The organism is Dysgonomonas sp. Marseille-Q5470 (genome assembly GCF_951230145.1).
GTDB lineage: Bacteria > Bacteroidota > Bacteroidia > Bacteroidales > Dysgonomonadaceae > Dysgonomonas.
Genome location: NZ_CATNVE010000006.1, coordinates 98395 through 121204, shown reverse-complemented (window position 1 = coordinate 121204; position 22810 = coordinate 98395). Strand labels below are relative to the sequence as shown.

Here is a 22810-nt window from a genome sequence, read left to right as displayed (position 1 = left end):
TTACAATGCTTATTCTGTCATGGTCATTCCTCCTTTCATTGATTTATTTTAGGTTGTATTTAAAAGTTGAATTTATGCTTTCCTCCTTCAATAGAAATCGCCTTATCTCCTACTAGAACAGTAGCTGTTGTATTGATTGGAATTTCGACTTCTAATTGAATGCTACCTCCTACCCGCTTCCATTCAGATCGTATAAGTCCTTTTACGGAGTTGTAATCTCCTTTCACCCAATCCAGACCTTCTACAAAATGAGGTTGTATAAAAATATGTTTGAACCCGGCATTGTTAGGATCAAAGTTTATACCAGCTAATACATTATACATCCATGCATTGATATCGCCCAAAAACATGTGATTGATAGATGCATCTCTGAATTCGGGAGACAAAGTCCATGTTTCGGGCATTGTATTAAAACCTTTCTTTATCCATGCACCCCACGAAGGTTCATCTTCTTTTGAAGCCATCTGATAAGCCATATCTGCATAGCCATATTTCGATAGCATTCTCAGTACTGTCTTGCTTCCCAATACTCCGAAATCGAGGTATCCGTTATTTCTCTTTACCGTCTGATATAAATTGTCGGCGACCTTTTGCTCCATACCATTAGGAACAATTCCTAAATAAAGTGCTATGGCCAATGATGTTTGCGATCCGTTAGCATATATATTTTTTCGGGAGTCAAAGTATTTATTATTAATCAAATCCTTAAGCTTTTTCGCTTTTGCTTTATAAATCGATCCATCGTAACCTAGTATTTCCGAAAATTTAGCCATATAAAGATTATCCAGATAATAATAGCACGAAGTAGTATAGTCGGTAGGCGTTTGAGTTTTGTAAGGTACCCAGTCTCCTATACCATAGGTTACACAGCCGTCAGTATCTTCTCTGGTTGCCAAATATGCAAGATATCTCTCGCATGTGCTATATATTCTGTTTATGCTTTGTTTGTCTCCGTAGTAATCGTACAGAGCCATTGGGACAATAAACATCGCAGCATCCCATACAGGACCAATCCAGTCATCATATCCCCAACCCGAGCTTGGTATAATTCCAGAAATACGACCTTCTGAATTCTGGTTATCAATCATATCTTCGATCCATTTTTCATAGAATCGGATACCATCGAAATTTAGTAATCCCAAATCCATCGTAATATGAGCATCCGCTGTCCATCCATTTTTTTCTCGTTGAGGACAATCGGTAGGTATACTCATCACATTCGATAAATATGACCGGTTTGCAGCCTTCCATATCTGATTCAGCAGGTCATTAGAACAGCTGAAATGACCTACTTCTTTTAAATCAGAATGAAAATTAAGTGCTGTTACATTTGTTTCATCAAGTTTTATGGGACGACTTGAACGGATTTCTACATATTGGAATCCTTTGTATGAAAATCTAGGTGTAAAGACACACTCCTTGCCATCAAGGATAAGTACATCTGTTTGAAAAGCCAATCCCGGAAGAGGCTTATAATAGATGTCGAGATTTCGCATCTCTAATCGCCCATTTGGCTTCAGTAATTCACCATATTGTATCTCTACTCTTGTATTTTTCTCTCCCTTTATTTTTAGTTCACATCCACCTGTCATATTCACACCAAAATCATAGACAAAAACAGTATCGCCAAAAGACTTTAGTGATATCGGGTTTATATTTTTTATTTTCCTTATTACGGGCTCTGTTTCTGCAACCAGACGGTTAGACGGAGCATTCATTATTTTTGCATTAGCCCACATAGAGTCGTCAAAGGCTGGTTTATCCCATCCTTCAATTTCTTTATTCGCATCGTAAGTGTCCCCACTGTAAATATTGTTTTGCACATAAGAGCTCGACGAAGAAACTTTCCATGTGGAGTCTGATATTATAATATCCTTCGTATTATCTTTATAAGTGATATGTAATTCGCTGATCATAGAAGCGCGGTTGCGCCAACGGGCTTTTTCGAAGCTCCACGTTGCCACAGGTGCAAATGCATTGTAAAACCCATTTCCTAAGATAGATGTTATAACATTTTTACCGGATTGTACCAATGACGTTGCATCATAGATGTTATACAAATTCCGTTTATCATAATGGGTGTAGCCCGGAGCCAGAAAGGCGGAAGAATCAACAGGCTTCCCATTAATAGAAACGTCATAATACCCAGCGGCGCTAATATATAACCTAGCCTTCGCTATTTGTTTATTATTATTTATTTCAAAAGATTTACGTAGCATGGGTGCAATAGGGCTGTCCATAGCCTCATTGTCTGATATCCATTTTGCTTGCCAGGCTGAAGGTTGCATGAAAGCTGTTTCGAAATGACTGACAGGTGATACAATCTTCTGCTTTTTATTATTGTCCCATACTATAACTTGCCAATAATATGTAGTGTGCGGTTCAAGCACACAACTGGAATCAGGGGTAATGAACATTTCGTTGGTAGAGATTATTCCCGAACGCCATATATCATTAGAAGTCTTTTCTGAAAGAGCTTCCTTATTCCTTGAAAGTAGAAGTTGAACGCTGCCTTGTTTAAAGTCATGTCCTGAAATTGCTTCATAATTCCATGTAAATCGAGGAGAAACAGCATCAATTCCAATAGGATTGTGCATATACTCACATCTTAAGTTGTTAATCTTGACTTTCTTTGTTTCACATGATTGTGCTAGAATAATAAAGAGACTTGTCAATAATAAAAAGGTTATGGTTAATCTAGATTTATGCATGGTTATTATTATTTTATCACGAATAACTTTAACGGTTTAGTAAAATATTCAAAAAAAATAGAAGAAGCTTTCGATAAAGCTGTTTGCAAAAGTAGAAACTACATATTAACAAACTATTACATACGTATAAAATTATGGTTTCATTATATTTTCATGTATATTAATTTGGTTATTCCGTATTGATTAATCTAATAAATTTATATTTAAATATCGTTTTTCTCATTGTAATCATGCTTCCGCCTCTATCCTAAGAAATGGGATTTGTTATTTAAATTGATCCAGACATATAACAAAACCTCATTTAAAGACACCTAAACACAGCTTAAACGGTTAAACAATACAAATTTAATTCTTATTTTAAAAACCACAATAAAAAGTTCAAATATCTTTCATAATTAACCATTGTTAAAAAATGGAACATTTAGAATAGAGACATTAAAATAACAAACAAACATCTCATTAATAATATATTATAATTATAAAATAGAATCTAATATACATTCGATTAGGAAAGAAACAAGAGCGAGGATTCTTATATAAGATAAAAATAAAGTATTATTATTTTAACGAGAAAGTAAAATAATATACATTTGTAGAAATATAAATAGTATATTATATTTGAATGATAAAAAGGAATTGGTATCCTTATATATACTTTTAGATACATAAATAGGTATTTATATGTATAGATGAAGCGAAATAATACTAAAACAATTATCTATAGATATTCGAACCTAATCAGAGTTAAGATAATGTAGATGTAGTTGGCAATAATACTAAACCTACTATTGCACATATAAATATCTAATATACTTATATATCATTCATATAAATTAAATATTTAACCGTTAAATATAGAAAATTACCAATTTGTGTATTATATATGAAAACAAGGGTTTCACTTAAAGATATTGCAGAAAAATTAAACTTGTCTAAAACCACAGTGTCATGGGTACTGAACGGACAAGCAGAGAAAAAAGGTATAAGTAAAAATACACAAGAGATTGTACTGAATTGTGCAAAAGAATTGAACTATCAGCCAAATTTAATAGCTCGAAGTCTTAATATTGGGCAGACCAAAACGATTGGACTTATTCTGCCTTCCATATCCGATTATTTTTATTCCTCAATAGCCAGAGAAATAGAAAATCAAGCCAACATGCATGGATATTCTCTGATGATAGCAAGTTCCGAATCTGACTTCAACAAAGAAGACCTTGTTATACAAATGTTCAAATCGAAGGGAGTAGATGGAATAATTATAGCACCGACAAAGCGATCGAAAGTTGAAATAGAACGGCTTATATCTGAAAAATTTCCTTTAGTAACATTCGACCGTTATTTTCCTGAACTGCAAACAAGTTATATAATTATCGACAACAAGGAAAGTAGCTACAAATTAACAAAGCATCTCATAGGTATGGGGTGCAAAAACATTGCCCTTATTACCACAAACTCTCATCTTACTACAATGGGTGAAAGAAATGAGGGTTATAAACAAGCATTGTCAGATTCCGGTATCAAATTTAATCCAGCACTTGTGGGAAATATAGAATATGAAGATTATGATAATAAAATTGTAAAAGTATTAGATAATATATTTGAAAAAGTACCTGATGTAGATGGTTTCTTTTTCACCACACATATTCTAGCAGTAGAAGCCTTCCTTTATTTTGATAACAAAGGAATTGACTTTAATCGACAATTTCAACTGGCATGTATACATGGCGTATCTTTATTCAAAATTTTAGCACCAAAAATTAACATTGCAAAAATGCCTGTTGCAGATATAGGTAAAAATGCTGTAGATATTTTACTCGGAGAGATTCAGGAAAAGAGTAAACATGCTGGTGAGAAAGGACAATATAAAGTTATTTTACCATGTACTCTTTATTTAAATAATTAAGAGTACAACATAAATATAAATAGGATTTTTAAGCAATTCAAATAACATTTATTTCTATAGACTTCTATAATAATCTTGTTTTAACCTATATCAACTAAAAGATTGAATCTTGGATTTCTAACAAGACCTTTCCTTAAACACAAACTACATAAATAATAAAAAACCCAAAACAACAGGATATACTACAATATTCTCCCTTTCGGCATTCATTTCGAAAGATATAAAATAAAGATTCGAGGTTTTATTTTCCATCCTTTTTGAAAATAGATCAAATTTGAGATAAGAACACTTAATATATGTTTTAAAACATATCAAAAATAAGTGTATATTTTTACACTTATTATTAACATTGTACTCATAAGTGTACAGTGAACACTTATGTTTCAAATAAGCTTTTAAACCATATATAATATCATGCTAGAATCACTAAAAAAAGAGGTATTTGATGCTAATTTGGATCTGGTAAAACATGGATTAGTCATATTTACATGGGGAAATGTTAGTGCTATCGATAGAGAGAAAAATCTGGTAATAATCAAACCTTCAGGAGTATCATATGAAAAGATGAAAGCTGAAGATATGGTTGTACTCGATTTAGATGGAAAAATTGTAGAGGGACAATTGAAACCCTCATCCGATACTGCAACCCATATAGCTTTATATAAAGCCTTTCCAAATATAGGGGGAATTGTACATACTCATTCTACTTACGCCACATCTTGGGCTCAGGCAGGCCGTGATATACCTAATATCGGCACCACTCATGCCGATTACTTTAAAGATGAGATACCATGTACAAGACAAATGACAAAAGAAGAGATTGAAGGCAAATATGAACTCGAAACAGGTAATGTAATTATCGAGCGTTTTGCCGCTCTAAATCCGAATTATACACCGGGAGTTCTTGTCAATAATCATGGCCCTTTCTCGTGGGGAAAAGATGCGCATAATGCCGTTCACAATGCAGTAGTACTGGAACAAGTCGCTAAAATGGCTTATTTGGCATATAGCATCAACCCGCAACTAAAGATGAATGATGAGCTTATAAAAAAACACTTTTTCAGAAAACATGGTCCTGATGCATATTACGGACAATAAAAATGTTACACACGTTTAAATATTATACCATGAAAAAAGTTATTCTTTCCATACTATTTCTAAGCGGTGTCGCTGTTATTTCAGTAGCCCAAAATAAATTGGTTATTAATGCCGATCAGGGGAAAGATGTTATCAGCAAACATGTTTATGGACATTTTTCTGAACATCTCGGACATTGTATTTACGGAGGCTATTGGGTAGGTGAGGACTCCTCCATTCCCAACACGCGTGGTATCCGCAACGATGTGGTAAAAGCTTTACGCGATATCAAAATTCCTAATTTGCGCTGGCCTGGAGGCTGTTTTGCCGACGAATATCATTGGATGGACGGGATTGGTCCTCGCGATAAACGTCCTAAAATGGTTAATACTCATTGGGGAGGAGTTGTCGAAGATAACAGTTTTGGCACGCACGAATTTCTCGATCTCTGCGAACAGTTGAACTGTGAGCCTTACATCTGTGGAAACGTAGGGAGTGGCACGGTGGAAGAAATGTCTAAATGGGTAGAATATATTACTTTCGATGGAGAAAGCCCAATGGCAAACCTGCGTCGTCAAAATGGTCGCGAAAAACCTTGGAAAGTATCTTTCTGGGGAGTTGGAAACGAAAACTGGGGCTGCGGAGGTAATATGACTGCGGAATTTTATGCAGATCAGTACAAACGTTATTCCACTTATTGCCGAAACTATGGCGATAACAAACTCTATCTTATTGCCGGAGGCGCTAATTCAGACGACTATAATTGGACAGAAACTTTGATGAAAAATGCAGCTCGTCAAATGCAGGGATTGTCTTTGCACCATTATACAATTCCTAAGAACTGGGAAGACAAAGGTTCCGCTACACAATTCGACGAAGCGGAATATTATGTGACTATAGAAAAAACACTAAAAATGAATGATTTGTTAAAAAGACATTCAAACATTATGGACCGATACGATCCGCAAAAAAGAGTCGCCCTTATCCCCGACGAGTGGGGTACTTGGTATAACGTAGAATCTGGAACCAATCCCGGATTTCTCTACCAACAAAACACTATGCGCGACGCGATTATTGCTGCTATCAATTTGAATATATTCAATAGCTATTGCGATCGGGTAAAAATGACTAACATAGCGCAAACAATAAATGTATTACAAGCTGTAATATTAACCGACAAGGAAAAGATGTTATTGACTCCTACTTATTGGGTCTATTATCTTTATAAAGTTCATCAAGATGCAACTTTGCTTCCTATTTCACTATCTTCTGCTAAATACGAGCTGAATGGGAAAAAAATTGATGCCATCAGTGTATCAGCATCAAAAGACGCTTCAGGAAAAGTTCATATTACATTGGTAAATATAGATCCCAACAAAGAACAAAGTATAGATGCCGATTTGCGGGGAATAGAAGTTAAAAACGTTTCGGGACAAGTATTGACATCTGGCAAAATAAATGACTACAATTCCTTCGACACTCCCGATGTTGTTTCTGTGAAAGCATTTACAGGAGCGAAATTATCAAAAGACAAAATATCGATAACATTACCATCCAAATCGGTTGTAATGTTGGAACTTAATTAACAATTCATTAACAATTAATAATATCATGGATTTTAAAGATTTAGAAATTTGGTTTGTTACAGGAGCGCAATTATTATATGGAGGCGATGCTGTTGTTGCTGTGGATTCACACTCTACTCAAATGGTAAAAAGTTTGAACGACTCAGGCAAACTACCTATCAAAGTTGTTTATAAAGGAACTGTCAATTCATCTAAAGAAATAACAAAGGCTTTTTCTGATGCTAATTCTGACAATAAATGTATTGGAGTAATAACATGGATGCACACTTTTTCTCCTGCAAAAATGTGGATACAGGGATTAAAGAATTACAAGAAACCTCTGCTACATTTTCACACCCAATTCAACAAAGAAATTCCTTGGAATGAAATCGATATGGATTTCATGAATCTAAATCAGTCAGCACATGGCGACCGTGAATTTGGGCATATGGTAAGCCGTATGCGCAAAAACAGAAAAGTAATTGTCGGACATTGGTCTGATGAAAAGGTACAGGCTAAACTAGCTTCTTGGATGCGTGTATGTGCAGGATGGGCAGATGCTCAGGATATGCTTATCATTCGTTTCGGAGACAATATGAACAACGTCGCTGTAACAGATGGAGATAAGGTAGAAGCCGAAATGCGTTTGGGTTATCATGTAGACAATGCACCTATCGCAACATTAGTTCCGTATATAGAAGCCGTAAAAGAAACTGAAATAGATGCATTAATTACTGAATACGAAAAAGTATATGACTTTGCTGCTGATTGCAAAAAAGGAGGAGAAAAACATCAATTTGTACGTGATGCAGCAGCACAGGAAATAGGGCTTCGTCGTTTTCTTCAAGAAAAGGGAGCGAAGGGATTCACTACCAGCTTTAATGAACTTGAAGGCATGAAACAATTGATGGGATTTGCTTCTCAACGCCTCATGGCGGAAGGCTACGGATTCGGAGCCGAAGGAGACTGGAAAACGGCTGCCCTTGTCCGTACAATGTGGGTAATGGGAAAAGGACTGCCCGGCGGTCAATCATTCCTTGAAGACTATACGCTCAATTTCGATGGAGAGAACAGTACTATTCTGCAATCGCACATGTTGGAAATCAATCCGGATATAACCGGGACAAAACCTCGCATCGAAGTTCATTTCCTTGGTATTGGCGATGCTCGCACTTGTTCGCGCCTCGTATTTCAAGCACATAAGGGTGAAGGTGTTGCAGCTACAATTGTAGACATGGGTAATCGCTTCCGTATGATTGTAAATGAAGTAGTAGTAGAAGAACCGAAACCACTACCGAAATTGCCTGTAGCATGTGCATTGTGGAAGCCAATGCCTAACCTAGAAATTGGTGCCGCTGCATGGATATTGGCAGGTGGGACTCATCACTCAAGCTTCTCATATTCTGTCACTACCGAAATGCTGGAAGACTATGCAGATATAGCTGGTATAGAACTGGTGACTATAGACAAGAATACAACCATAAATAACTTTAAGTTTGAGTTGAAAGTAAATGAAGTATACTACTTATTAAATACAGCGTTAAGCTGAGTTAGATTGTTTCAAGTATGGGGAGTAGTGATATTCCCTATACTTATTTTATCATTAAAAAGTTAACTACCTTATGAAAGGAACATATACTATAGTTGTCAACTATAATGCAATGTGAATTTCATACTATTTATGAAAAATAAAATATATGAAATATACAATAGGACTTGATTACGGTTCTGACTCTTGCCGAGCAGTAATCATAGAAGCTGAAACAGGAAAGGAAATTGCATCATCAGTCAAATATTATAAAAGATGGATACAGGGGAAATACTGTGATCCTCAAAAAAACCAATACAGACAACACCCTCTCGATTATATAGAAGCTTTAGAAGAATCCGTAAAGGAGGCTCTGAGTAAGTCTCCGGCAGGTACAGCAGAGCAAGTAGTAGGCATGTCATTTGATACTACAGGCTCTACTCCTGCCCTGATTGATAAAGACGGGCAAGTGTTAGCATTACGACCTGATTTTGCAGAAAATTCAAATGCAATGTTTGTCCTTTGGAAAGATCATACAGCGATCAAAGAAGCAGCTAAAATAAATGAGGTAGCCAAACGCTGGCCTATCGACTATACTGCCTATGTAGGTGGTATATACTCCAGCGAATGGGTTTGGGCAAAAGTGGCACATGTTCTGAAAGAAGATAAAGCCGTAGCCGGAGAAGCTTACAGTTGGATAGAGCATTGTGATTGGATGCCCGCACTAATTACAGGCACAACAAAACCATCAGATATAATAAGAGGACGTTGTGCTGCAGGGCACAAAGCCATGTGGCTGAAAGAATGGGACGGCTTGCCAACAGAAGATTTTCTTGTAGAAATAGCACCCGAACTGAAAGGGTATAGAGAAAGACTATTTCACGATACATACACCAGCGAAGTTAAAGTAGGAAACCTAACAGAAGAATGGGCTGGCAGGCTTGGATTAACAACAAATGTAGCTGTTGGTGTAGGAGCGTTTGACTGTCATATGGGAGCAGTAGGTGCCGAAATAGAACCGAAGGCATTTGTTCGTGTTATCGGAACCTCTACTTGCGATATAATGATTGCTCCATATGAAGATATGCACGGAAAACTAATACCTGGTATCTGCGGACAGGTAGATGGATCTGTTATTCCGGGAATGGTAGGTCTAGAAGCCGGACAATCTGGTTTTGGTGATATTTATGCCTGGTTCAAATCTGTATTGGCTTGGCCTTTGGAGAATATACTAAAAGACTCGGCACTAATAGATCAGGAAACAAAGCAAAAACTAATAGACGAAACTCTTGACAAGATAATCCCTACCCTATCTAAAGAAGCTGAAAAAATTCCCGTATCAGAAAGTTCTATTTTAGCAATCGATTGGATGAACGGACGTCGTACGCCTGATGCCAATCAAATGGTAAAAGGAACAATAACAGGATTAAATTTAGCCAGTTCTGCTCCTCTAATTTTCAAAGCGTTGGTAGAGGCCACTGCTTTTGGATCGAAAGCAATTGTAGATCGCTTTCTCGAAAACGGAATTGAAATCAATAGCGTAATTGGTATAGGGGGTATCTCCCTGAAATCGCCATTGGTTATGCAAACATTGGCAGACGTATTGGCAATGCCTATAAAAGTTGCTAAATCAGAACAAGCATGCGCATTTGGTGCAGCAATGTTTGCTTCTGTTGCAGCTGGAGTCCACCCTGACATTAAAGCTGCTCAGAAAGCGATGGGACAAGGTTTTGCTCACGAATACAAACCTAATATGGAGAAACACGAGGTATATATGCAGATATATGCAAAATATCAAAAACTAGGAAAATTTACTGAAACAGAATTATTCTCTTAAACATAATATCATACTATGAACTGGAATTCACACGAATTTATTTGGCTCGACTGGGTGATTATTGCAGTTGGGATATTGGCAGTAACATGGGCTGTCTGGCGTTCGATACAAAAAGACAAACGCCTGCAACAAGGTGCCAGTAGCGAAGACTATCTGTTCGGAAAAGGCGAACCATGGTACATAATAGGTGCTGCTATCTTTGCAGCAAACATCGGATCGGAGCACCTTGTAGGACTTGCCGGAACAGGTGCTAAAGCCGGAGTGGGTATGGCACACTGGGAGATGCAAGGCTGGATGATACTTATTCTAGGTTGGTTATTCGTACCATTCTATCAACTGATGAACAACAAGATGGGCAAAATAATTACAATGCCCGACTTCCTAAAATACCGTTATACACCTGCTACAGGTTCTTGGTTGTCTATCATCACTCTTATAGCCTATGTACTTACCAAAGTGAGTGTAACCGCATTTACAGGAGGTATCTTTATGGAAAGCCTTCTAGGTCTGCCTTTCTGGTATGGGGCTATCGGCTTGATAGTACTAACAGGTATTTTTACTGTTCTCGGTGGTATGAAAGGAGTTATGACTCTATCTGCAATCCAAACACCGATACTTATTATAGGTTCATTCCTTGTGCTTTTCCTAGGATTATCTGCTCTTGGAGGAGGTAGCATCCCTGAGGGTTGGACAGCGATGATCGACTATGCAAAAACATTGAATGTAGGAGAAGATGGTGTTGCATACGGTACAAACCACATGTTTCACTTCAATACCGGTGATCCGTTATATGATGATTACCCCGGCTTTTGGGTATTTATCGGAGCTTCAATAATAGGTTTCTGGTATTGGTGTACCGACCAGCATATCGTTCAACGTGTACTTGGACAACGCAAGGGCGAAGACAACGATGTAGTGATGAAACGTGCTCGTAGAGGTACTATTGCTGCTGGTTATTTCAAATTGTTGCCTGTGTTTATGTTCCTAATACCGGGTATGGTAGCAGCGGCATTGGCTGCACGTCCCGATAGCGGATTTACATTGGATGATCCGGACACTGCGTTCGGTTCAATGGTTAAATTTGTATTGCCTGCGGGTGTGAAGGGAATTGTTACTATAGGTTTTATATCAGCTTTAATTGCTTCTTTGGCTGCATTCTTCAATTCTTGCGCAACATTGTTTACGGAAGACTTCTATAAGCCTATGTTCAAAAATAAGAGTGAATCTACTTATGTTTTAGTAGGTCGTATTGCGACAATTGTAGTAGTGATACTTGGTATTGTTTGGATACCTGTTATGATGAGCCTTGGTAGTCTTTACGACTATCTGCAAGGTATTCAATCATTACTCGCACCTGCTATGGTAGCTGTATTTGCTCTTGGTATTTTTTCTAAAAGAATTACACCTAAGGCCGGAGAAGCTGGTATGATAGTAGGATTCGCCATTGGGATGGTACGCTTATTAACCAATATATTTACCAACACCGGCAAGGATGCAATGACCGGCTGGTATTGGGAATATACAAGCTGGTTCTGGCAAACAAATTGGCTTATTTTTGAAATATGGTTATTAGTATTCATTATGTTGCTAATGGTAGTAGTGTCGTTCTTCACTCCGAAGCCAACAGCCCAACAAATAGATGCTATCACTTTCTCTAGCGATTACAAGAAACTTATTAGCAAGAGTTGGAATAAATGGGATGTTATCGCATCACTGGGAGTTGTAGTTCTCTGTGTTGCATTTTACATATACTTTTGGTAAAACAATAACATACTTATATATATTTTTTTAACAACAGAATACTTTTATAAAGGAATAAAGCAAGAGGCTGTCTTATTGGACAGCCTCTTCTGTGTTTATGCAACTCTCTTTAATTATATTTTTATAAACAGACAAATAGAACAATCATAAACAATTAAATATAAAAGCTTTTCTAAAAGCTAAAAACAGTTTCTTATACACAAGAGAACTAATCTTCTTTAATCTAATAAAAATACAAAAGACACCTCATCTCCTACCGCTCTATATCTATCACAATATTGTGAAAAGATATGCATACATCTGTTCTGCCTATAAATAAAACTTCTAATATCATTTGATAGTAAAGAGAAACAGCGAAACCTTTATACAAAGATTTCGCTGTCTCCTCAAAAAAAGTACGAATCACCTAAAAGCCTACATGATATTATCTCATATCATTAAAAAACATTAGATTATTATTTACCACTCAAACCTTCCGCAAATCCGGCATAAACAGGCTTACGGTTATAGTTCAAGCTCCATAGCCCAATAGGCTGCCCTTTTCTCCAACCGCTGTCGTCAGGACTGTCTGTCGGACTCCAATGAGTAATTCCATATTGTTGACTCACAGGAATAATTTCAAAGTATTTTTTCACAATAAACTTATAATACTCAGACATCAATAGCTGTTGCTCGAAAGTAAGGTTTGCTGTCTTAATTTCATTACCATTCTCATCTACTATACCCATATCCAATTCAGATATTTTTATAAGTTTTCCTGAAGCTTTTAATAGTTCAAACATCTTCACGACATGGTCTTCTTTACTCTTTTGTGTTGCAGAGTTTAGATAATAAGAGACATGCATTTGAGTACCGATACCATCAATCTTAGTTCCGTCTTTCTCCCAACGTTCAATCCAATTTATCAAACTCTTCAGTTTCATATTATCATCCCAGTCTGATTCCAGATTGTAGTCGTTGATGAACAACTTCATATCTTCAGGTCCATATTTTCGGGTAAGTTGGATAGCTGTACGCACATAGTCATCACCCAAGTAATCTTGCCAATAGAAATTATTCTTAGCGTCTTCTGCCGATACGTTATTTACAGATTGTAAATCATACCAACCATCGCCATCTTTATCAGCACCAGCCAGAGGCTCATTCACTACATCCCATGCTTTCACATATCCGCCACAAGCTTCCATCATACCTTTTACCCAATTTTCCATCGCATTGGTCAAAACTTCTTTCTTTTCTTCCGGAGTCAAAGGAATGGTATTGCCTGATTCTTCTATCTCAAATACGATATCATCAAAATAGAATGTAGTTGCCAGCTTATTTTTTGCAAGATTAAAAGCTATAGTACTCATTCCTTCTTGTGATGAATTGATAGAACCTGAATTAGTATATTCCTGCCATTCTGTAGTTACATCAGGACTTCCAACCATAGCGTAATGCAAATAACCGCCCGGCTCTTTATGCGCCTGAGAATCAATACTAACATTTCTACTAGCCTTGACCTTCATACTGAAACGATATTTTTCACCCTCCTTAAATACATGAGGTACTTTTACAAAGAATTGAGTGTCCCAATCCTGAGTAGCATTATCGCCTGACTGAACAATAATAGCCCGTCCCGTACCACCGGCACCTGTACCTGCAGCGCTAAATGTAGCCGCTTTAGGGCCATTAGATACTTCAGTAGCATAGAAACAGGATACATCATTGTCTTCGCAATTGCTATTGCTTACAAGATTTTTCCACCAACTAGCTGGACCTGCTGCAAGTGCTTCAATATTGAAGGAATAGGAATGCCAGCTTGGTTTTCCCCAGTTTGATAAATCTTTACTGTCAAAGGCGCCATTGTTAACTACATTATCTGTAGAGTTAGCTGCTGTCAAAGTAATATCGTCAAAATACAAATCGCCACCAAATTTACCAAAACAGAACTGAAGTTTGTTAAACGCATGACTTGGTGTAAACTGAATAGTAACATTACTCCATTCTTTACTTGCCGCAAGAGATAAACCATAAAGAACATTACTACCATCTGTAGGCCAAAAGTCTACAGTGGCCGCCGCAGAGGCCTTAATTCTCATGCTTAATGTATATGTCACACCAACCGTTAATGGGCTTGCCGGTTCGTAATAAATTTGCCAATCCCATGTATTAGCCTTAGCTTCGGTTGTATTTATATGCAAGCAATTATTTGCATCGTTAGGATCTACTTCAATCTCCTTATCAGCAATCAAATTATTCAGATATTTATTATTTTGTTGAGAGTGCCACAATATCGTATGTCCATAAATACTAAGACCTGCACCTTTAGCAGCATCAACAAATTTTACGACCTGAGAGAAATCCATTGAACCATCGTCTTTTACAATCGAACCATATTTCATCGCATTACCCGCTGTTAATTCATCGAAATTGGAACAGGCAAGACTATAAACCATGTCTCTCTTCAAAAAATCGCTAACAGTAATGCCCGATCCTAATTTGAAATTTGGATTAGCCTTGCGGTCTACATACGATTTCAGAACATCATATTCATTCAGATATTCATATTTCTCGAGATCTGCCGGCTTATCAACATTAAAGTTGCTATCAAAATTATCGACACAAGAGACCATTGTCATCACAGCGACAATAATCAACAATAATTTATTATAATACTTCATCATACTCATCTTTAGTAAAATTAAAAATGATTAGTTTTATAAGTTGGAACAAACAATTCAGAATCGATCCCTCGGGTTTGTACCACCAAAGTATCTTTAGTCACATATTGCTTTGATCCGAAGTTTATATTGTACTCCAAATACATAGCATTACGGTCTTTATTACCCCAACTATTTTTCTCTCCGTTTTTTACAAATTTACCTGAGCCACTAGCGGTATAACCTTGCGTATCGGTAGAGATAGTACACTCATTATTATCATTAAAAGTTAGGAGTAAATCACATGTAAGAGTTTGTACACCTCCTAAACCATCAGAAACAGTAGTTTTAACCGGAAACTTAGTCACCTTTAAACTTGCAGTCGTTAAACTACAAAGTTCGTCATTTTCGACATGTGGTTTACGACGTACATTGGTTGCAGTTGCACCATTCTCGGTTACAAGATCTACCCCTCGGCGCAGATATTTTGCATGCCACGGATTAATAAATTTCATTGCATATAAGACATAGTCTTGAGGCTGAATATCCCACGCTTCTGAATATGTACGAGGTGCGTTCTGTATCAAGTGACGACCGCTCAAAATACTGTCTGCATTTTGTACTTTAGTCATTAATAATGGAATTACATACGTTTTTTTCAAAGCGTCGGGATCGGAAAAGAATGCATCTTGCAATTGGACTCCTACCGATCCTTGAATCTTCTTATCAAGAATAATCTTACTACCCGCTAAAGTGTAGTAATTGGATGGCATAGCTTGAACCGGACTACCGTCTTCGAAGAATAAGTTATCACATAATCCATTATCGACAGCAATATCTATGCTGATATTCTTTTGGTTTTTATATACACCTCCCATTGTTGCGTATATTTCGCAACGATGCTCATTATCTAAAGTCGTATCATAAGTATCATCTCCCAATACGATTGTACGCACGGGGTATTGATAGGCAAAATAAACAGTTGTTCCGCCTTCATAGTTTGGGAATTCAACACCTTGATTTTCGCATGATGTCATTGATGCAATCAAAATTCCGGCAAACAATACAGGCAATAATTTGAATCGTTTCATATTTTTCAATATTTAGATATTTTTTGATTATTCATTTACCAGCCTTGATTCTGCTGTAGGTTGCTCCATTTTATAGTTTCACTATAAGGCACAGGTCCATGATACATATAATCTTTGTAGTTTCTTTCTTCTACCGGAATCACTTTATATACCAAAGCTCCACCTACTTTATCTATCTGTATACCTTTGGCTTCCTCATTCAGATTGGCTTTCCAGCGACGCAAATCCCAAAAACGTCGGTTTTCGAAACAAAGTTCAATACGACGCTCATTACGTATCAGTTCACGCATTTTGTCTTTATCGTTTTTAATGCTTTCTAGATAAGGGTCTCCTCCATTAATACCTACACCTGCACGGGCACGGATAGCCTTGATTACGTCGTAAGCGCTGTATGAATGTCCGTTGCCATTAGTTGGCCCCCAAGCTTCATTTGCTGCCTCGGCATAAGCTAAGAATATTTCAGTAAATCGTATGCGTACGGGATAATGGTATTGTGCCGTATTATATGTCGGATCTGGATTACAATCGTCACGCAATAGTTTTTTCAAATAATATCCGGTACGTGTAGATGTACTTTCATTATTTAACGCATCTTTATTATCTGCTTCGTATGTTCCGGTAATTATTTTCTTCGAATTTGTACCATACGTAGTTTCGTTATACAATACATATGCTGTCAAACGTGGATCTCTGTTAGTGTATGGTGCATTAGAAGAATATCCACTTGCAGGATCAGATATTGGATATCCGCTTGCCATAGGAAATGCATCTACTAGATTTTGAGTTGGATTTATACGTCCACTTCCATACAGCGATGGAGGATAATTACTCTTCTCTTGCGAAAGCCCCATTGCATAATCTTCGGTGCTATTATCTTTGTCCCCTCTCCATAGAATCTCTTTAGGAACAGCTCCTGATCCCAATGAGTTGATTTCAGTTTTGTTCATATACCATGTCCATCCCGTTGGGTCTATTCCACCTAGGCCATTGATACGATCCAATACGATAGCTGCATTATCAGCAGCATTAGCCCATGTTACGGTTGTACCCGTGTTGTATGCAGGACTTGCTGCAAGTAAAGCAGCTTGTGCCCTAATAGCTTCTGCGATACGAGCAGTAAGGCGACCTCGTATATGAGTACCATTTACTCGATTATAATCACTGGCATTAGTTACGCCGATCGCTTTATATTTAGCCGGGATATTAGCATCACTGATGTCATTGTAATCAAGAGGTAAGTATTCTGTCGCTTTTTCTACATCACTAAAAATTTGATCTATACAAGCCTGAAATGTATCTCTTGGCACATTGAAATCTGTACTCATATTATCTACAGTAGTTACATTAGGTATCCCCAATAGTTTTCCATCTTCAGTCCAGCCTCCATGAGCCATCAAGAGATAGTACATATTCAACGCACGCAATCCATACGCTTCGCCTTTAAGGCGATCGCAATACATGATATGTACATTCGGATCTTTTGCCCATGCAACTTTGTCGGCATTTTCTAAAAAAATGTTGAGATATTGGATAGCAGCTCTACAGTTCTGCCACTTAGACATAGGATCGTTACTAGCTGTCCACGATCCTGTTGCCATGCTTAAATAGCTACTAGCTTTATCGTTAGTCACTGCATCATCTGTCGCAATGTCTGTTTCAGATTTAGTCTGATAGGGAAGCATGGAATAAGCGTATCCTAATATTCCTTGTGCATATCCCGGTTCATTATACATATCATCTAACTCTCTATTGTTCTCTAAAGCAGGAGAAAACAGATCATCACAAGATGTTAAGAAGAGCAAGATAATGACCAGAAATTTTGTTATATTATTTATTGCTTTCATACTGTTATTTTTTTATTAAAATGCAGCTTTTATACCTATATTATAAAATCTGGTTTGTGGAGAACTACCTACATTCATTTCCATGTGTTTACGTTCCTTGGATATTGTTAGCAGGTTAGCACCGCTTACATATGCGGAAAGCTCTCTGATAAAACTATTTTTCAATATATGCTTAGGCAAGTCGTATGTAACCTGCACTTTGGCCAAATCAAAACGATTAGATTTATAGATCCAGAAGTCAGACGAACGGAAATTATTACTTCCACTTGTAGTCGTTAAACGAGGGTAAGTTGCAGTTTCTTTTGTTTCTTCCGTCCATCGGTCGCGAACGACTGCGGAATACTTACCATCTCCAGAAACCCAATAATAAGAACTATTTTTCATACCATTAGCGCCAAAGCTGCCTGTTCCTAAAGCAAAGAATGTAAAATCAGACCATTTAAGTGTCATATTTATGCCCAAAGTAAATGGCGCACCATACCAACCAGCTTTGCCTAAATATATGACATCCTTCTCATCGATAACACCATCTCCATTTTGATCTACATACTTAATATCTCCAGGTTTTAATGTACCACCCAATTGTTGTTCAGGAGAATTAGCAATATCAGCATTATCCTTAAAAAAACCAGCACTTTGTAGCCCCATAATAGCATCTATAGGTTTACCTTGAGATTTTCGATAATCTTCGACATCTATTTCGCTACGCTTGGTGGCTTTTGTATCGTAGTAAGTACCCGATACACCTAGAGAAAAATTAACCTCTTCAATTTTTTTATTCAAATTAACACTAAAGTCAAATCCTGTGCGTTTATTGTTATTATAATTCATATATGGAACAAATGAAGCTTTTGGATAAGCTGTAGACAAGTAACTAGGGAAATTTGGGCTAGGACTTACAATAAGTCCTTCCATAGAATTCATGAAGAATGACAGATCTGCAGTTATCATTTTCTTCCACAAAGAAGTTCTTAGATTCGCTGATATTTCTTTGCGTTTAATAAATGTAAGATCATCATTATTTCCACGGAGAGACATTGTATATTTTTCCAAACTACCGTCATACCAACTCCAACCATAATCCTGTCTCCAAGCCGACTTATACATATAATAATCTTCGATATCAATATCTTGATGTAAGACGCTTCCTGAAACACTCAACATTAAATCATCTACAACAGACGATCCGGATAGGAAATTTTCATTGCTCATCCTCCAACCTAATGTAAGAGATGGTGAAAATGCATTACGGTGTCCTTCGGCTAACTTTGCTGAGTGTATTACGGCTGATCCAAAATCGGCATAATATTTCTTTTGATAATTATAACCAACTTGTAATGCTAAGTTTACATTTGATATTTTATGATATTCAGAAGATACGGTTTGCTGGTAGCCCGAAGCTATTAGCATAGCCGAGAGGTTATGATTATCTGCAAAAGTATTTATATAGTCAAACTGCCCTGAAAACACCATTGTTTGAGTATCAGCACTTTTGTCAACATTTTGAACTCCTGACTTTTTATCATTACCTTCCTTGGCTAAACCTGCAATAACGTCTTTTCCATTATAGTTTGCCCATTTAGGGTTATATACCGAATAGGTATTGTCAAAAGAGGTTGTATAACCTGTAGCATAATCTACGGCGAACTTTGTATGAAAAGAAAGTCCTTTCAAAAAGCTTTCTAAATTAATATCAATTCCCGTATCAAATTGAAAATAACGGCTTGTATATTTGCTACTACCTGCAGCATAGATATCGGCAAATACATTTTGGGGATCAATGCTATTTCCTCCCAGTATATATTTACCATCAATTATATTAGTATTATTTACCAAATCCCATGCGGCCAAAGCATCTTTATCAATCATATCTAATGGGATTAACGGAGCTACACGATTGGGACGAAATGTTGATGCAGCATTCCAATAATCACCCTTTGCGCTTTTGGCATCATAAAAAGTAGCATTCGCATTAATATATGCACTAATAGCATTACTAATCATAACATCCACATTACCACGCACATTTAGACGATTGATACTATTATCCTTCGCTTCACCGATCTTAAACAAGTCATCTTGATGATAATAACCTACATTACTATAAAAATGAGCACGTTTACTTCCGCCTGTAATTTCTGCTGTAACTTCTGAACGATTAGATACTTTCTTCAAAAACTCAGAAGAATAAAAATCTACATTGGGATAACGATACGGATTTAAGCCCGAAGCGGTATTATAAATCTCATTCTCAGTATATTTAGGAAGTCTAGTGGGATCATCATTATGAAGAGCTTCATTATAAAGAGTCATATATTCAGCAGATCCTAGATATTCAGGATAGCTTTTAGATATATGAAAACCTGTATTGGCTCTTACGCTTATCCTAAGATCTTCGGTCTTACCTCTTTTGGTCGTTATATATATAACACCTTTTGCTGCGCGGCTACCATAAAGTACAACAGCCTGCGCTCCTTTCAGGAATGTTATTTGATCAATTTCGCTAGGCAAAACATTGTTGGCCACACGGGGAATTCCGTCAACCAGCACTAAATATCCTGCATTGTCGGCATCCATACCCCACAGCGAATTTCCATTCCACCCCCCGATATAGGCCTGCATATTATCTAAACTATATGTGTTATAGTTCTTTTTTGACAGTTCCTCTACATTAACAACAGATACACCACCCAACAAGTCGCTTTGAGCTACTTTTCGAAAAGCAATCTGTACGAGCGATTCTTTATCACTTTTGAGTGAGTCCGCCTCATTTTGGTCTAATGTTTGAGCTTTGGTTGCAAATGGGCAGAAGACAAACATGGCACACAAAATGAATATTGATTGTATATATTTCATCTTTTATTCGTTTAAATTACACATTCATTTACTCTATTTGGATTTACCAGCCCGGATTTTGCCCGAATTCAGGATACAGATATACATCATTGTCAGGAAGAGGGAACCAATAATGTTTGGTACCAAATACTCGAGTAAGAATAACTTCTTCTTTGAATTCTGATACCCTTGCATCTTTTGGGTCGTTATTCTTGAAAAAGTCATTGTTTTCTACACGCTTAAATTCCTGTGATGTTTTTACTGTATACGGATATTCTGTTAGTAATAACCAACGTTGCAAATCATTGAAACGGAATCCTTCAAATGAAAGTTCTACGGCACGCTCTCTACGAATTTCGTCTATAAATTTATTTTTACTTGCTGTATAAGAGCTGCCTACATGTCCTGCTTTTACACGATCTCTCACTGTGTTGATCGCACCTTCTGCAGTTTTTGAGAAATTAGAAGATTTACCGCTAGCACCACCAAATGCAGCACATGATTCGGCATACATCAAATAAATATCAGATAAACGCATATATGGCAAATAGCAGTGATAGTTTCCTCCCCAGTCATATGTTCTATCATACTCGTTGCAGGTATGAGGTACTAGCTTTTGGATAAAATATCCTGTACGGCTAGCATTAGCTACGGGTCTCATTGCACCTCCTGTATAAAGACTACAATAACGCAGATATTCCATATCCGCAGGCATAGTACTATTTACATACTTGAATCCATCAAATACAATATCATGATAGAAGCGAGGGTCTCTATTTTTGAATGGATAATTAGGATCAAAGCCGGAAGCCGGATCATTTAGAGGAAGTCCATTATCCATGCCATACATATTAACATAGTTTGCTGTTGGTTGGTGAATCACGTTATCATGAGCAACCAAACCGCCAACTTTAGGACCAAATACCTTCGCAGTATTCCAGTTACTGGCATTGAAGTCTGGAGATGGCCCCCTGAAAATTGCTTCAACAGATCCCGGTTGTAACCAGTTTTGACGAGTGGTGTAAAAAATATCCGAGTAGCTAGATGTAGAACCTTCAGCTCTCTCATGATTATAAATATCTTTGTAGTTGAACTGAGCTAATGCATATTGAGTTTGATTACCTTCTACAAGACTTAGTAGTTCACCAAAGGCTTCAGCAGCTTTTTTACAGTATGCCTCATCATAGTCATAAGTTTGACTTCCACCTATTTTTGGTCCGTTTTTCATCAATGGGCTACCTGCCCAAAGATAATTTTTACCCAAATAACCTAATGCCATTATTTTATTAATACGCAATTGGTTTTTGCCCACTGTATTTTTCCCTACTGTTGTGTTATCCCAGTCGATAGGAAGTAGATCGGCAGCTTGCCTAAAATCGGCAGCAACTTTATCTGCACATTCCTGATAACTCAATCGAGGAAGAGTCAATGTTCCGGTAGCATCTAATACATGGTCTACATAAGGTAACCCACCAAAGAATGTCATGAGTTCAAAATGCCACCATGCACGAAAGAAATATAGTTGCCCTGCAATCAGATTTTTTTCCTCAGCTGTGGCTGTTGTTAGCTTGTCCAGATTAGCCAATCCTTCATTTGCTTTACTTATGCAATACCATGCATGAGGCCATAACGAATGTCGTTTAGGAGATCCGTCTCCGGTAGCTGTAGAACTACTATTACTGTTATATAACCAATCACCTGCGCTTCTCCATGCGCGATAGTTTCCTAGGTCTACTTGGTGAGTCATGCGACCATCAGCCTCGGGGTTGAAGATTTCATCGTCACCCCAATTCCAGGAAGGAGCCCAATTACACTTCTGTTTATCAGGTATGCAATTGTAAATCTCTTCTATATAGCCCTGAAAATTCATGAAGTTCTTAAAGGCATCATCTCCTGATATAGTAGAATCAGGTTCTTTATCCAAATAATCTTCACAAGAAGCTAAACTAGTTCCTAATATTAAGAACAGGATACAACTCTTTAGAAAAGTTTTATATATATTTTTCATCATCT

12 protein-coding genes are annotated in these 22810 nt (G+C 37.1%); 6 read left to right on the top strand and 6 right to left on the bottom strand.

Going from position 1 to position 22810, the window contains the following annotated elements; all coding sequences use genetic code 11:
- Positions 1-59: 59 nt before the first annotated feature.
- Positions 60-2711, bottom strand: a complete 2652-nt coding sequence (locus QOX35_RS11480; protein ID WP_283687009.1) for a family 78 glycoside hydrolase catalytic domain — start codon at positions 2709-2711, stop codon at positions 60-62.
- An 883-nt stretch (positions 2712-3594) separates the two neighbouring features.
- On the opposite strand from QOX35_RS11480, the gene QOX35_RS11475 reads away from it, so the two are divergent.
- From QOX35_RS11475 to QOX35_RS11450, 6 genes are all read left to right on the top strand, one after another.
- Positions 3595-4617 (top strand): LacI family DNA-binding transcriptional regulator, encoded by a 1023-nt coding sequence (locus tag QOX35_RS11475; RefSeq protein WP_283687008.1) that lies wholly within the window; start codon positions 3595-3597, stop codon positions 4615-4617.
- Positions 4618-5031: 414 nt separating this feature from the next.
- Positions 5032-5715, top strand: coding sequence for an L-ribulose-5-phosphate 4-epimerase (gene araD / locus QOX35_RS11470; protein WP_283687007.1), 684 nt, complete (start codon positions 5032-5034; stop codon positions 5713-5715).
- A 29-nt stretch (positions 5716-5744) separates the two neighbouring features.
- On the top strand, positions 5745-7280 hold the full coding sequence (locus QOX35_RS11465) for an alpha-N-arabinofuranosidase (protein ID WP_283687006.1): 1536 nt from the start codon (positions 5745-5747) through the stop codon (positions 7278-7280).
- Positions 7281-7305: 25 nt separating this feature from the next.
- Positions 7306-8808, top strand: coding sequence for an L-arabinose isomerase (gene araA / locus QOX35_RS11460; RefSeq protein WP_283687005.1), 1503 nt, complete (start codon positions 7306-7308; stop codon positions 8806-8808).
- Positions 8809-8956: 148 nt separating this feature from the next.
- Complete coding sequence (locus tag QOX35_RS11455) at positions 8957-10624, top strand: ribulokinase (protein ID WP_283687004.1); 1668 nt, start codon at positions 8957-8959, stop codon at positions 10622-10624.
- A 15-nt stretch (positions 10625-10639) separates the two neighbouring features.
- Positions 10640-12385 carry a sodium:solute symporter gene (locus QOX35_RS11450; RefSeq protein ID WP_135104267.1) on the top strand — a complete coding sequence of 582 codons (1746 nt, stop codon included), beginning with the start codon at positions 10640-10642 and terminating at the stop codon, positions 12383-12385.
- Between the two features lie 455 nt (positions 12386-12840).
- Here QOX35_RS11450 and QOX35_RS11445 read toward each other — a convergent pair whose 3' ends face one another.
- Genes QOX35_RS11445 through QOX35_RS11425 form a run of 5 tightly spaced genes read right to left on the bottom strand, consistent with a single transcriptional unit; the run spans position 12841 to position 22805 of the window.
- Positions 12841-15048: an endo-1,4-beta-xylanase gene (locus QOX35_RS11445; protein WP_283687094.1), complete on the bottom strand. Its 2208-nt coding sequence runs from the start codon at positions 15046-15048 to the stop codon at positions 12841-12843.
- A 20-nt stretch (positions 15049-15068) separates the two neighbouring features.
- Positions 15069-16118 (bottom strand): DUF5627 domain-containing protein, encoded by a 1050-nt coding sequence (locus QOX35_RS11440; protein ID WP_283687003.1) that lies wholly within the window; start codon positions 16116-16118, stop codon positions 15069-15071.
- 35 nt (positions 16119-16153) lie between these two features.
- Positions 16154-17962 carry a RagB/SusD family nutrient uptake outer membrane protein gene (locus tag QOX35_RS11435; protein ID WP_283687002.1) on the bottom strand — a complete coding sequence of 603 codons (1809 nt, stop codon included), beginning with the start codon at positions 17960-17962 and terminating at the stop codon, positions 16154-16156.
- Between the two features lie 15 nt (positions 17963-17977).
- On the bottom strand, positions 17978-20818 hold the full coding sequence (locus QOX35_RS11430) for a SusC/RagA family TonB-linked outer membrane protein (protein ID WP_283687001.1): 2841 nt from the start codon (positions 20816-20818) through the stop codon (positions 17978-17980).
- Positions 20819-20861: 43 nt separating this feature from the next.
- Positions 20862-22805 carry a RagB/SusD family nutrient uptake outer membrane protein gene (locus tag QOX35_RS11425; protein WP_283687093.1) on the bottom strand — a complete coding sequence of 648 codons (1944 nt, stop codon included), beginning with the start codon at positions 22803-22805 and terminating at the stop codon, positions 20862-20864.
- Between the last annotated feature and the right edge of the window lie 5 nt (positions 22806-22810).